The following is a 13,173-nucleotide window of genomic DNA, read 5'->3' on the forward strand; positions in this document are numbered from 1 at the left end:
CATTATGCGAAATTATAATATGGACTTTATTCGCGGCATTGCTGTGCTTTGCTTAGTGTATATGAATGGCTATGCGTTTGGCTTAGTGGATTATAGCTATATTCCTTTATCTACCCCGCCTTTTAGCGACACCCTTATCCATGCTGTGAGTACTTTTTTTGTTGATGGCCGATTTAGAACACTGTTTAGCTTACTGTTTGGGGCAGGGCTTTATATTCAATGGCAAAAAGTTAAATCAACAGCGCCTTTAAAAGCGCGATTGCATTGGCTTATCATTTTTGGTTTGGTACATGGTTTTTTACTTTGGGCTGGCGACATTTTATTTTTGTACGGTGTATCTGGCTGGTTTGTTCTAAAATATTTGCAAAGTAATAATCAACTGCTTGTAAAAAGGGCAGGGGAGTTTCTTTTAATTGGTTGTGTAGCCACGGGGTTGGTGCTCTTTAGTGCGCCAGATGAGGTCGTCTATCGTGATTCAGCACAGTATATCGATTTATATAGCCCGTATTACAGCGATTACTTTTTGAGTAATCTAGGTATGAATGTATTAATGCTGGTAGCTGTTCCTATCATGATCATGTGGTTGTGCGTAGGGCTAATGCTGATTGGCATATATTTATATAAAAATGAGGTTTTTAGTAAAGGTTTAACTAAGCCGCACCTTATTGTTTGTATAGCTGGCGCCTTTATTTTTTCAGGCATGAGGCTTTATGCGTCAAAGTTCACAGGGGGAGCAGGGTTCGCCATACAAGAGTTTATAAATACCTTTGCCGCATTGTTCATGGCTGTATTTTATATTCATCTCATCGTTAAATTTTGTAATAACCGTGCCCATGTGGGTCGGCTTATTCAGCAAGCTGGGCGTTTAGCCTTTACCTTATATATATGCCAAACACTTATGCAGCTGTTGCTTTATAAAGTGTTGTATCCGCAGTGGGTATTAAGTTTTAACCGAATAGACTATTGGATAATCGCGACTGGCCTAGTTAGCGTGCAGCTATTGTTTACTGCTTTATATTGTCGCTATTATGAGCAAGGGCCACTGGAATATGTTTGGCGCAGGTTAACTCAAGCAAAAATTGCAAAAATTAATGCGTAAAGGTTTAAATTAGGGGCGAAAAATAATGGCGTGTGGTTTACACTAGTCGCCTTTAAAATTAGGACCATTAAGTGCCATGACCGAATTAAAACGTTTAAATAAATTTATTAGTGAAACAGGTTTTTGTTCACGCCGTGAAGCCGATAAATATATTGAGCAAGGTCGTGTAACAGTTAATGGTAATACGCCTGAAATGGGCGTAAAAGTGGCTGATACCGATACTGTTTTAGTAGATGGAAAACCGCTGCGCGAAAAACCAAAACGCGTGTACATTGCGTATAATAAGCCAGTGGGTATTACCTGTACCACCGAGAGTAAAATTCAAAGTAATATTGTCAAAGCCGTTAATTATCCCACCCGTATATTTCCTATCGGCCGTTTAGATAGACCTTCAGAAGGATTGATTTTTTTAACTAACGAAGGCGATATCGTTAATAAAATTTTGCGAGCGGGTAATAACCACGAAAAAGAATACGTGGTGACAGTTGATAAACCACTCAATCGCCAATTTGTGAGCAAAATGGCCAACGGTATTCCTATTTTAGATACCGTTACAAAAAAATGTAAAGTGACACAAACAGCTCCGCAAGAATTCAAAATTGTGCTTACGCAGGGGTTAAACCGCCAAATTCGTCGTATGTGTGAATACCTAGGTTATGAAGTTGTGACCCTTAAACGTACCCGCATTATGAATGTAACGTTAAAGGGCTTAAAAGTAGGCCAGTGGCGACATTTAACCGACGTAGAAATGGCGCAAATTAATGACTCCATTGCTGATTCGGGTAAAACGCAAGAGCACTCGGTTGATACCAATAAGCAAAATGCCAATAACAAAGGCGAGCCTAAAAAGCGTGATTTTCAGGGTGAAAACCCACGTGCCTTTAATAATGAGCGAGGCACTCGCACTCAAAGAAGTAACACGCCTTTTCAAAAGCGCTCAACCACCTATGTAGGTAAAGAGGGAGCTAGCAAAAATACGCAAGGCGATAGCAAAAGTGCAAACAACAAAAAGCCAGCAAACGGTAAAGCGCGTTCATCTGGCACTTTAAGTTAAAAAAAATAGCGTGCGCACTTACCATTGTATTTGATGTACAACGTTACCGAGTGGGCTTTTAACGCCCACGATGTTTATTTTCTCATTTTTTAACCGCTTTAATGCTGGTTTATCTAAATACCACCTAAAAGAGCGCTTTCTGTAAGTTTGTAAATCAAGCACAACCAGTTTTGCGCAGCTGTATTCGTAATCACTCGGACACGCCTCTACAGCCAGTAGCTGGTACTCTTGCTGCCAGCTATTGTCGCTATAATAATACGTCCATAACTTTACTGAAATACAAAAACTAGCCCACAGCCATAAATAAACTAAAACCGGTATAAACAAAATACCCAGCCAGCCCCTAAGCTTCCCATCATCCTCTAAGTAGTCTTTAAAATTTGATTTAAATGTTATGCATGCGTTGTACTTTTTGTATCCGTACATCCCCCCTGCAATACTAATTATTACTGACAAAACAGGAAGCAGCTTATGTGTTAAAAAATCATAAGCGGTATTGGCAATAAAGGGGGGATCGAGATTTTCATCCCAAGCAATAAAAAATAGGGGTGGGAATAGTAAACTAGCGGTAATTATTATTCTAAAAAGTTGTTTTGCTGTCATTTGAGAGGTTATTTATAAAACACAACGCCAATATAAAGTAAAAAAAAGCCCTAAATAAATGGCTAATGCAGATACGCTGTTTTTAGAGCGCAGTCGTTTAATTAAATCGTAAGTACCGTCAAACATGCCTGTTATTACCAGTGCAATACCGCCCGTGAAACGGTAGTTGTTTAAATCTACATTGCCATTTTCGTCGGTTATAAAGCTAAAATAGCCAAAGAGAATACAAATACAACCTAGTTTATTATGTCCATCTTTAACCTCGGTTTAAATAATAAAAAACGCAGCTACTGTGAGGTAAGCTGCGTTTTAAACGTGCTGTAAGGCTTTTAAATTACTTTCTAGGCTCGTAGTCTATTCTAAATACAACAGTATAAAGCACAGGTACTACGATAAGCGTAAGTATGGTTGCAAAACCTAAACCAAACATAATAGTTACCGCCATTGACTGGAAGAACACGTCAAACAACAGCGGGATCATACCTAAAATGGTGGTAATAGCCGCCATGGCTACAGGGCGTACACGGCTAACGCCAGATTCAAACACAGCTTGATAAGGCGATTTACCATCGCGAAGCTCAAGATTTATTTGATCGACCAACACTATGCCGTTTTTAATCAGCATCCCGCTTAAACTTAGTAATCCAAGTAGTGCCATAAAGCTAAATGGCGCATTCATTATTAACATGCCCGCACTCACACCAATAATGGCAAGTGGCACTGTAGCCCAAATAACTAAAGGCTGTTTAAGTGAATTGAACAGCAGTACGGTTACCGCAAACATCGCTAAATAACCCAGCGGTAATGAACCAAATATAGCGGCTTGTGCATCCGATGACGACTCATACTCGCCGCCCCATTCTAATTTATAGCCACGCGGTAACTCTATTGCTTCTACGGGTCCGCGCACGCGTGCAAATAACTTAGCGGCAGTTTCATCGCCTAATACGTTGTGATCGGCCATTACCGTTATTGTGCGCTTTCGGTCGCGGCGCATAATTAGGCTGTCTTCCCATTCAACCACAAATTCGTCAACCACTTGTGTTACTGGCACAAATACACCCAATACAGGGCTGTATATTTGTAAATCGTGAACGCTTTCAACATTTAGGCGCTCATTTGCCGGTGAGCGAGCAATAATTGGCAGAAGTTGCGTACCATCACGATATACACCCACTTGCTTGCCCGAAAGGCTAGTAAGCAGTACATCATCAAGGTCTGACTTACTAATACCTAAGCGGCGCGCTTTTTGTTCGTTAAATTGTGGGCGAATCATTTTAGTGCGTGCGCGCCAATCATCACGAATATTATAAGCGCCGTCGTCCTGTGCGATAACTTCTTCAGCTTGGGCTGCTAATCGTCTAAGTATTACCGGATCGGGGCCTGTAAAGCGTGCTTCAATTTTAGCATCGGTTGAGGGGCCAATTTCCATGGGCTTAATTTTAAGCTCAGCTGAAAGCGGTGTATTTTGCGAGTATTCACGCACTTTTTTCATTACTACAGCCACCGCCTCGCGATTTTTTACTCTTATAATGAGCTGCCCGTATGACGAGTACGACTTTTGCGGTGCATAAGTAAGCATAAAGCGTGGAGCACCTTGGCCTGTAGTACTGGTTATTTCTTCAACTAGCTCTTCTTTTTGAAGGTAGTTTTCAAGCTTTTTAATTCCCTCTAGCGTTGCTCTTATGTCGGAGCCTTGTTGCTGCCAGTAATCTACATAAAACATAGGCGTGTTAGAGGCTGGGAAAAACGATTGTTTAACCGCACCAAAACCAACCACAGCCGAGCAAAGAAGCACGACCATAAGCACAAGCGTGGTTTTACGATAATGCATAGACACATCTAAAAGTGCTTTATAGCCGGTAAAAATAAAGCCTTGATATGGGTCGTCATCTTCCTCTTCGCCCTCAGCATTTTTAGCTTTTTTAAACTCATCTTGTTTAAACATTAAATTTGCAAAAAATGGCGTAAGCGTAATGGCGGTGATCCAACTTAGTAAAAGCGATATAAACAATACCCAAAATAAGCTACCCGCAAATTCACCGGTCGCATCAGAGCTTAAGCCAATAGGGGCAAACGCAGTAATACCAATAACTGTAGCGCCTAGTAGCGGCCATTTAGTTTGCTCTACAATATTAACTGCAGCTTTTAACTTAGTTTGGCCACGCTTTAAATTTATTAATATGCCTTCGGTTACTACTATGGCGTTATCTACCAGCATACCAAGGGCAATAATAAGCGCACCTAGAGAAATACGTTGCAAGTCTATGGCGAACAACTTCATAAATATAAAGGTGCCTAAAACGGTGAGTAATAAAATACCGCCAATTAAAATACCACTTTTTAACCCCATAAATATAAGCAGTACCACGATTACAATGGCAATCGCCTCTACTAGGCTGACAATAAAACCATCTACCGATTTTTCTACTTCTTTAGGTTGGTTATACACCGATTCTACATGTATGCCATGTGGGCGCTGGTACTCAAGCTCTGCTAAGTGCTCGTCAATACGTTTACCTACATCTACTACGTTCACGCTGTTCATAAATGAGACGCCAATTAAAAGCGCTTGTTCTGAGTTGTAGCGAATAACATTGCTGGGTACTTCTGCGTATTCTCTAAATACTTTGGCTACATCACCTAAGTAAATAAGCTCGCTAGCACCGGGTTTAGATATAAGCAGGGTTTCGAGCTCTTTAACATCTTTAAATTCGCCGGTTGGGTGAAAGCGTATAGACTCATCACCCACTCTAATTTTACCTGCGTTAGAGACTGTATTTTGCGATTGCAGTAAACCAAAAATATGGCTTGGGGCAATACCCAGTTGTGCTAATTTACGGGTAGACACTTCAACCATTACTTGAGGCTGTTGCTCACCAGCAATGGTCACTTTACTCACACCTTTAACGAGTACGAGTTCACGCTTTAAGTAATCGGTGTAATCTTTAAGTTCATCATAAGAGTAGCCATCGCCGGTAACCGCATACATAACGCCGTATACATCACCAAAGTCATCTAAAATGGTGCTTGGGTAAACGCCACTCGGGAGTGAAGGCGCTAAATCGTTAATTTTACGGCGCATTTCATCCCAAATTTGGCGCAGCTGCTCTTTTCGGTAGGTACTTTTCATTTCTACCGATATTTGCGACTTACCATTTGATGAAATAGAGGTCACATAATCTACGTAGGGGAGTTGCTGAATCGCATTTTCGATAGGAAAGGTGACTTCTTCCTCTACTTGTTGTGGCGATGCACCCGGATACATAGTTATAACCATGGCGGTTTTAAGCGTAAACTCTGGGTCTTCTAGTTGGCCTAAATCAAAGTACGACACACTCCCGCCAATTAACAGCAGTAGTGCAAACATCCAGCTAATTACTTTTTTCTCTATGGAGAGTTGCGCAAAGCTCATAATTATAAGCCTCGCTCTTTATTCCATGGACGTACTTTCATGCCTTCATCTAATGAGTGCACGCCAGCAGAGACGACAATTTGGCCTTCTTTAATACCGCTTAGCACTTCAATACCGTCACGGTGTACTTGGCCCACTTTAACGGCTTGTTTATTAACAACACCAGTTTCTGGGTTATATATCCACACATAGGCGTTATCCGACACGCTTTCTTTAGCTTCAGAAAAAACCGACTCTACCGGTAAAATAGTGTAAGCCACTTGCGAGCTGGTTACTTTTGATAAATCGATAAATACACGGCCCGTCATCCCTGCAAGTAAGTTAAAGTCTTTAGGTACTGGCAGCGAAAAAACAACTTTGTAGGTAAGCGTAGTAGGATCGGCCTGCGTGTCCCACTCTTTTAAATCAAGGGTGTACTCTTTATTATCATAACCGTCAAACACAACGGTAGGGTGGTAGTCGCTGCCTTTTTTAATGCGCGCTATTATTTTTTCAGGAACTTGGATTTCTACATCCATTAAATCGCGGGTTTCTAGGCGTAGAATGTTTTGCTTGGCTTGAATGTTTTCAAAGTTTTTAACAAATACTTTGGCTACAGTCCCTGCAAATGGGGCGCGCAGTTCGCTGTATTCTAGGTTGGTTTCGGCAATTTTAAAGGCAGACTCTGCCACTTGCATATTAGCCAATGCTTCATCGTACTCTGATTGACTCGCGATTCTTTTTTCAAGTAATTGTTCAATGCGGCTAAGTTGTGATTTAGCAAGCTCATAACGGGCTTTTCTATCATCGTACTGTAATTGAAAGTCCTCTGGGTCCAGCTTTGCTAAAAGTTGTCCTTTTTCAACTTCTTCACCTGCTAATACCGGAAACTCTACCAGTTCACCATTGACTCTAAATGCTAAGTACGAGCCTTGGTTAGCAACCACCTCAGCAGGAAAGCTGCGCACATTTGTTTGCGAATCATGTCCTATATTGAATAACTTTACAGGCCTAATGGGCTCTTCTTTTACTTGCTTTTCTGGCTCTGAACAGGCCATTAAGGTAAGTAGAGTCGTAGTAAGTATACATAGACGAAAGAGTTTCATGTCTTCTCCGTGGCAATGATGGGCAAAATAATTAAGTGCAGGATACGCCGCAACCATATAAAATAAAATTCATTAAATTTTAGAAACATAATAAGTTTTATTTATGATCATGTTGAGCGCAGTATGAAGCTGAATCAATTACAAATTTTAGATGCCATTGTACAAAGTGCAAGTTTAAGTGGCGCGGCGCTTAAATTACATAAAACTCAACCTGCGCTTACCTTAGCAATTAAAAACTTAGAGGCAAAAATTGGCTTTGAACTACTCGATAGAAGTAAGTACCGATTACAGTTAACTGAAAAAGGGCGTGTTTTTCATCGCGAAGCACAACAATTATTGCATGCAAATGATGAGCTAGCACAGCTTGCTAAAGAGCTTGCACTGGGTAACGAGCCACAATATCGAATTTGCTACGAGCAAATTTGTCAAAAAGACAGTTATAACGAGATCATAAGTAATACTTTTAGACTATTTAAGCGTACAGAGTTTAATTTAACCAGTGGCAAACGCTTTGTCTCTTTAGAGCAAGTAAATAGTGGGCAAGTGGAGTTAGGCATCGGCCCCTGGTTTGACTTATTTCATGCAACAGGGCACTTAGAAAGCCTACCAATTGGTAAATTAAACATTGGAATTATTGCATCTACTAAAGCGTTTCCTAAGTACATGACCTTTAATGAGCTACAAAATTACCCGTGTTTGGCCATGTTTGAAAGTGACTTAAGCATAGACAGTGACAAGCTTTCTTACTCAAAAGGCTCTGCCTTAATGAAGATTGACGATGTAACCAATTTAAAGTCGTTTTTGCTTGCTGGTGCCGGCTGGGCAATGATGAACATAGACTATTGCGCCCCTGAAATAGAAGCAGGGCTGTTGCAGCAAATACAGATAAACGACAGAGAAGATGAGTTTGGTATAGAAGTACGTGCATTTAGGCGTGATGCAATACACCATGGTCCTGTTGCGCGCTCTATTTGGGAGCAATTTAAAGTACTCAGTGAGGCGTACGTTAATGGCCGATAATATTGATAAAGAAACCCTCATCTACACCATTATTGCAAATATACCTGCAGGTTTTGTTGCAAGCTACGGGCAAGTAGCAACGCTTGCCGGTTATCCGCAAAATTCACGCTTAGTAGGGCGCCTTTTAAAGCAAATGCCAGATGATTCTGTTATACCGTGGCACAGAGTAGTAAACAGCCAAGGTAAAATATCATTTCCTGCAGGCAGTGATAAATACCAAGAGCAGCGCCAAAAGCTATTATTAGAAGGGGTTAGCTTTAAAAACGACAAAGTAAATATGCGCGAGTATAGATGGCAGTAGTGAAGGTATTATCGTAAAAGAGCTTTAAAGGCTGCTTTATTACAAGTGTGCGGCTTACTTTTTTTAGCTAGCGTAAATCTACAACAAATAGGGTTTTTCAGCTTGTAGTTTTACCTTTACCACAACTTCCTTATCTAGCTTTGTGAATGAAAAACTTACAATGAAAAGCGATATATTTTCTATTTTTTACACAATAAAAATATATACGGCAAAGTAAAAACACCTCCACACCTACCTATAGCTAAAATGGCATTAAATCAATTAAGCGTCGAGATTTGGCATAACACTTGAACTACTTATTTGTTGTAAATAGATATTGAGCATACCAAATGTTGGCTCAAGGGCGCGTTTAAAATGGTATCTCATTTGCAAAAAGGTAAAAGAGTAAAAGCGTAAAAACGTAAGTAATCCTCAAGCCATCTTAAAAGTGACTGATAAATTATTGGAAAAATATGGTTTTTCACATCGCTAGTGATGAATGAAGAAGCTGATGAAGTGTAAATGTTTAGTTTTAAGCATGAGGGTTATTAAAACCAAATATTAAGGACTAACAAACTATGACTGACCCAACTTTATTGATTTTAATGTACTTTGCGATCCCTGTGTGGCTTGCTGCTGGTATTGCTGATTGGTTTTGTCATCGACGTAGTAATATTTCTACAACCAGCGGTGCTAAAGAGTCACTTATTCATTTATTAATGTTTGCCGAAGTGGGCATTCCGTTAATCCTCGTTTTAATTTTTGAAGTTAATAGTTTGATTATTGCCCTTTGTATTGTGTTGTTTTTTCTGCATGAGCTTACAGCAATGTGGGATGTAAGTTATGCGGTAAGTAAGCGAAGGGTAGGGCCGGTAGAGCAACATATACACAGTTTTTTAGAAATGATACCCCTGTTAGCTTTGGTATTAATTATTGCGCGCCATTGGGAGCAATTTACCGCTTTATTTACTCCAGGCGGCTTTCCTCCTGACTTTACGCTGCAATTAAAAGCCTCTCCTTTACCAATAACTTACTTGGCAACGGTGCTATTTATAGCACTTGCGCTAGAGTTTACGCCTTATTTAGAAGAGTTCATTCGCGGTATACGTGCTAAAAAAGATAACACTTAATCTGCTTAAGTTATTTAAGCAGTTAATTTATGCGTGTCTAAATAGGCACGCTCTTGCTCACACTGTGCTAAATGGTGCTGCGTGAGCACAGGTTTTAGTGGCAAGCTCAGGTGCTGTCTAAGGTATTGTTAACCAGAGCCTCACCAATACTTAGTGGGGCTTATTTAGGTATAATTGAAAAAAGGCTAGGTAATAATAGCGGCGTATATACGCCGCTATTATTTTATAAAATCAATAAGCTGAGATTAACTAATATAAGTGAACCAGCATGATTAAGGTAGATGCTGCCCACCTGTAACACCCATTATTTCCGCGGTAATGTAACTTGACTCTTGCGATGCTAAGTATACATAGGTGGGTGCTAGTTCAGCAGGTTGGCCTGGTCTACCTATTGGCACGTTATCACCAAATTCAGGCAATTTTTTAGCCGGCTGGCCGCCACTTTGTTGAAGCGGGGTCCAAATTGGCCCAGGAGCAACCCCATTAACCCGAATGCCTTTATCAATCACCATTTTAGCTAAGCTTTTAGTAAAGCTTGTAATTGCGCCCTTAGTAGATGCGTAATCAAGAAGCCCAGCTGAGGGTTGATAGCATTGGATAGAGGTTGTATTAATAATACTAGCGCCCGGTGGCATATGTTTTACCGCCGCCTTTGTTATCCAAAACATAGCAAATACATTTGTTGCATATGTTTGGCAAAATTGCTCGGTAGATAAATCGTCTAACTCGGCAACAAACTGTTGTTTACCCGCATTATTCACTAATATATCGATTGAGCCTAAGTTTTCAACGCTTTGCGCCACAAGGTCGTTACAAAAACTCTCATCGGAGATATCGCCTGCAATTCCCCAAGCTTTGCTACCGCTGGCTTTTAATATATCGAGTGTTTCTTTCGCATCGGCTTCTTCGCTGGCTAAGTAATTGATAACCACATCGGCACCTTCTCTGGCAAATGCAATGGCAACCGCTCTGCCAATGCCCGAGTCGCCCCCGGTGATCAACGCCTTGCGACCCTTTAATCTGTCGCTACCTACATAGGTATCTTCGCCGTGATCTGCTTTAGGTTTTAAAATTTCATCTAGGCCTGGGTCTGGTTGATCACTGTCTTTTTCGGTCCGTCCCATTTGATATTGGCTTCTAGGGTCTTGCATCGTAAATTGGTTAGTTGGCATATCAACGTCTCCTTTAATGTAAAGTTTAAGTTGGATTAACTGCATGTAATCGCAAAGAGCCTAATGGTAGATAACGCAGCAATGCGTGTTACCTATCTCTTTGCTTGGCGGGAATAGACGTAAAAGTGAGTGTGGTTGTAAAATATTGAGTATAAGTAGCAACTTACTAATCTAGCACTTGCCTCACTTATAGAGTCAGCTTGTAATGCGCCCACTTTGTATCTCCTTTAACGTATTTGCTTGGCCAAGGTTTTACTGACCATTTATATTGAAGGAGCAATAGATATGCCATAGCGTTACATTCAAAATATGAAGCTATCTCACTTATTTTAATGCATTTATTTTTAAACTAGGAAAAGAGTAAGTGAATAAAATGGGTAAAAAATGGATAAGAGTACCGAAAATGTTACACGCTGTTTATCGAGCTAGTTAATTAGGCGAGTAAGGACAGTGATAGGCTTATAGTCAAAGCCGTAAATAACAGCGTCTTAAATTAAGGCGGTGATATCGCTTAAGCTACAACGCGCTTTTATCGCGCTTTTATATAGAAGGGTAGCCAAATTATTGCGGTTTATGTGCGTGGCAGTAAATTACTAATTACATGTATTAATACACGTAATTAGTAATTGAAATGTAGTGGCACACACACCCAGCTATTACAAAGAGGTGCCAAATTGCGTGGCTAAATTGAGTGCTTTTAGCGCTATAAAATAATGTACCTAAGCTATAAAAAATGCCACCGGCCAGTAACCAGTACAGTGCTTTTACATCAATATTTAAATAAAGTGGGTATACAATCGCAAGGGCAAACCAGCCCATAAGTAAGTAGGTAGCCAGCGAGACTTTTTTATTACCATTTTTAACCAGCACTTTATAAGCAACGCCACCAAGCGCGACTGCCCAAATAAAGCTCAGTGTGCCCCAAGACCACAGTCCATTAAGAGATAGCAACAAAAATGGGGTGTACGTACCCGCTATTAATACGTAAATAGCGCAGTGATCGCATTTTTTATAAAAAGCGCGTAATTTGGGCTGTACACTGGCGTGATAAAGTGTGGATGATAAAAACAATACAAATAAACTAGCCCCATATACAGCGGTGCTAATATAAGCTTTTACGCTGGTGGCTTGTTTAAATAAATCCCACATTACAAACACAGCAAAAAATATTCCCAGTGCATGGCTTAATACATTGAGTTTTTCTTCTTTGCGAGAATAGGGTGCACCTATAGTCATACTAGTCCTACCACTTATTAATTAAACTTGAGTGTACAGGTGTACGCTCAATGTTTCAATGTCAGCATTGTTACTGTAAATTAGTCACCGTACTTTTATTGATTTTAAAGGGAATTAATCGGGTATAGTGTGGTCGTATAGTCTCAATTAATTAAGGCACGTTTATCATGAAAAAAGAGCTCAAAGCCGTTTTACTTACTGCCATTGTGTATCCTGGGGCAGGGCATTTTTCGCTTAAAAAGCATTTAATAGGCTGTATTTTTGCAGGTGTATTTACGCTACTTTTGTTTATGACATTAGGTGATATTTTGGCTATAGCGCAATGTAGCGCAAATGAAATTTTAGCAGGTAAAATTCCGATGACGGCTTCAGGCATTTTACAAGCCGCCCGTAATCCATCAGGTGAATGTGCTCAGCTTGGGGAATATAAATATCTTCCTTTAATGGTGGTCATTTGGTTACTAAGTATGGTTGATGCTTATCGGTTAGGTAAAAAAGTTAAACCCGATACACAAAATAAAAAGTAATGGTAGTCGTTGTTTTAAACTGCAAATAGTGAACTAAAAATATTTACTAATAGTTAGTCAAAAAATTAAAAAGGTTAGTTAAATTAACCAAGCCTGAATGCTGCGTTGCTATATGGATTTTGATATAGTCTTTAAATATCAATCATTTAATTTTTATTTTTCTGTTGGCACAACCCTTGATTATGTTATTGCGTCTAAACAATATACACAACAAGGAATACCATTATGAAACATTCAATTAAAATCGCTATGGCAAGTTTATTAGTATTAGGTTCTTCGCAAGTACATGCGAGTGAAGTGGACCTAGATGTAACTGATATTATAACGCAAAACGTAACAAGCTATATTAATCAAGCAACGGCAGAACTTGAACAATCAATTTCGCAGAGCCTTAGTTTTGATGCCCAGGCAGTACTTGAGCAATTTGTAAATCAAGCGCAAGAACAAGCTGACGTTACCACGCAGTCTTCAATGCCGGTAACTACGCAAGTTAAAGCTAAATAAGTGTAAAAGGATAAGACGATGAGTAACGAATTAGGATTATTTGCACTT

At 39.9% G+C, this 13,173-nt stretch carries 12 protein-coding genes; 7 read left to right on the forward strand and 5 right to left on the reverse strand.

Annotation, left to right across the window (positions count from 1 at the left end; all coding sequences use genetic code 11):
- The first annotated feature begins 19 nt into the window (after positions 1-19).
- Both AN390_RS09380 and rluF read left to right on the forward strand, forming a co-directional pair.
- Positions 20-1,099, forward strand: coding sequence for a DUF418 domain-containing protein (locus AN390_RS09380; protein WP_055254094.1), 1,080 nt, complete (start codon positions 20-22; stop codon positions 1,097-1,099).
- A gap of 76 nt (positions 1,100-1,175) precedes the next feature.
- A complete protein-coding gene (rluF, locus tag AN390_RS09385) occupies positions 1,176-2,153 on the forward strand; it encodes a 23S rRNA pseudouridine(2604) synthase RluF (RefSeq protein WP_055254096.1) in 978 nt (325 codons plus the stop codon).
- Between the two features lie 18 nt (positions 2,154-2,171).
- Here the strand turns inward: rluF and AN390_RS09390 are convergent, their stop codons facing one another.
- The 3 genes from AN390_RS09390 to AN390_RS09405 form a co-directional block, all read right to left on the reverse strand.
- The gene (locus AN390_RS09390) at positions 2,172-2,756 is read right to left on the reverse strand and encodes a hypothetical protein (RefSeq protein WP_029774483.1); all 585 of its coding nucleotides are present in this window, start codon (positions 2,754-2,756) and stop codon (positions 2,172-2,174) included.
- 334 nt (positions 2,757-3,090) lie between these two features.
- Positions 3,091-6,171 carry an efflux RND transporter permease subunit gene (locus AN390_RS09400; RefSeq protein ID WP_055254099.1) on the reverse strand — a complete coding sequence of 1,027 codons (3,081 nt, stop codon included), beginning with the start codon at positions 6,169-6,171 and terminating at the stop codon, positions 3,091-3,093.
- Between the two features lie 2 nt (positions 6,172-6,173).
- The gene (locus AN390_RS09405; protein ID WP_024031767.1) at positions 6,174-7,256 is read right to left on the reverse strand and encodes an efflux RND transporter periplasmic adaptor subunit; all 1,083 of its coding nucleotides are present in this window, start codon (positions 7,254-7,256) and stop codon (positions 6,174-6,176) included.
- 123 nt (positions 7,257-7,379) lie between these two features.
- On the opposite strand from AN390_RS09405, the gene AN390_RS09410 reads away from it, so the two are divergent.
- The 3 genes from AN390_RS09410 to AN390_RS09420 all read left to right on the forward strand — a co-directional run bounded on the left by AN390_RS09410 (position 7,380) and on the right by AN390_RS09420 (position 9,686).
- Positions 7,380-8,276, forward strand: coding sequence for a LysR family transcriptional regulator (locus AN390_RS09410; protein WP_055254101.1), 897 nt, complete (start codon positions 7,380-7,382; stop codon positions 8,274-8,276).
- Complete coding sequence (locus AN390_RS09415) at positions 8,266-8,577, forward strand: MGMT family protein (RefSeq protein ID WP_055254103.1); 312 nt, start codon at positions 8,266-8,268, stop codon at positions 8,575-8,577. Before AN390_RS09410 ends, AN390_RS09415 begins: the two co-directional genes overlap by 11 nt.
- A gap of 557 nt (positions 8,578-9,134) precedes the next feature.
- Positions 9,135-9,686 (forward strand): hypothetical protein, encoded by a 552-nt coding sequence (locus tag AN390_RS09420; RefSeq protein ID WP_055254104.1) that lies wholly within the window; start codon positions 9,135-9,137, stop codon positions 9,684-9,686.
- A gap of 272 nt (positions 9,687-9,958) precedes the next feature.
- On the opposite strand, the gene AN390_RS09425 is transcribed toward AN390_RS09420, so the two are convergent.
- Together AN390_RS09425 and AN390_RS09430 are read right to left on the reverse strand one after the other, a co-directional pair.
- Positions 9,959-10,858 carry an SDR family oxidoreductase gene (locus tag AN390_RS09425; protein WP_055254399.1) on the reverse strand — a complete coding sequence of 300 codons (900 nt, stop codon included), beginning with the start codon at positions 10,856-10,858 and terminating at the stop codon, positions 9,959-9,961.
- Positions 10,859-11,464: 606 nt separating this feature from the next.
- On the reverse strand, positions 11,465-12,094 hold the full coding sequence (locus AN390_RS09430) for a hemolysin III family protein (protein WP_055254106.1): 630 nt from the start codon (positions 12,092-12,094) through the stop codon (positions 11,465-11,467).
- A gap of 167 nt (positions 12,095-12,261) precedes the next feature.
- Between AN390_RS09430 and AN390_RS09435 the strand changes: the two genes are divergently transcribed.
- Both AN390_RS09435 and AN390_RS09440 read left to right on the forward strand, forming a co-directional pair.
- Positions 12,262-12,621: a hypothetical protein gene (locus AN390_RS09435; RefSeq protein WP_024031760.1), complete on the forward strand. Its 360-nt coding sequence runs from the start codon at positions 12,262-12,264 to the stop codon at positions 12,619-12,621.
- Between the two features lie 225 nt (positions 12,622-12,846).
- Positions 12,847-13,125 (forward strand): hypothetical protein, encoded by a 279-nt coding sequence (locus tag AN390_RS09440; protein WP_055254108.1) that lies wholly within the window; start codon positions 12,847-12,849, stop codon positions 13,123-13,125.
- Positions 13,126-13,173: the final 48 nt, after the last annotated feature.

This window comes from Pseudoalteromonas sp. P1-11, assembly GCF_001399995.1.
Lineage (GTDB): Bacteria > Pseudomonadota > Gammaproteobacteria > Enterobacterales > Alteromonadaceae > Pseudoalteromonas > Pseudoalteromonas atlantica.

Excerpts from the sequence above, each read along its gene's own strand:
- AN390_RS09380 (WP_055254094.1), top strand. The coding sequence starts at position 20 with ATGGACTTTATTCGCGGCATTGCTGTGCTTTGCTTAGTGTATATGAAT.
- rluF (WP_055254096.1), top strand. The coding sequence starts at position 1,176 with ATGACCGAATTAAAACGTTTAAATAAATTTATTAGTGAAACAGGTTTT.
- AN390_RS09390 (WP_029774483.1), bottom strand. The coding sequence starts at position 2,756 with ATGACAGCAAAACAACTTTTTAGAATAATAATTACCGCTAGTTTACTA.
- AN390_RS09400 (WP_055254099.1), bottom strand. The coding sequence starts at position 6,171 with ATGAGCTTTGCGCAACTCTCCATAGAGAAAAAAGTAATTAGCTGGATG.
- AN390_RS09405 (WP_024031767.1), bottom strand. The coding sequence starts at position 7,256 with ATGAAACTCTTTCGTCTATGTATACTTACTACGACTCTACTTACCTTA.
- AN390_RS09410 (WP_055254101.1), top strand. The coding sequence starts at position 7,380 with ATGAAGCTGAATCAATTACAAATTTTAGATGCCATTGTACAAAGTGCA.
- AN390_RS09415 (WP_055254103.1), top strand. The coding sequence starts at position 8,266 with ATGGCCGATAATATTGATAAAGAAACCCTCATCTACACCATTATTGCA.
- AN390_RS09420 (WP_055254104.1), top strand. The coding sequence starts at position 9,135 with ATGACTGACCCAACTTTATTGATTTTAATGTACTTTGCGATCCCTGTG.
- AN390_RS09425 (WP_055254399.1), bottom strand. The coding sequence starts at position 10,858 with ATGCCAACTAACCAATTTACGATGCAAGACCCTAGAAGCCAATATCAA.
- AN390_RS09430 (WP_055254106.1), bottom strand. The coding sequence starts at position 12,094 with ATGACTATAGGTGCACCCTATTCTCGCAAAGAAGAAAAACTCAATGTA.
- AN390_RS09435 (WP_024031760.1), top strand. The coding sequence starts at position 12,262 with ATGAAAAAAGAGCTCAAAGCCGTTTTACTTACTGCCATTGTGTATCCT.
- AN390_RS09440 (WP_055254108.1), top strand. The coding sequence starts at position 12,847 with ATGAAACATTCAATTAAAATCGCTATGGCAAGTTTATTAGTATTAGGT.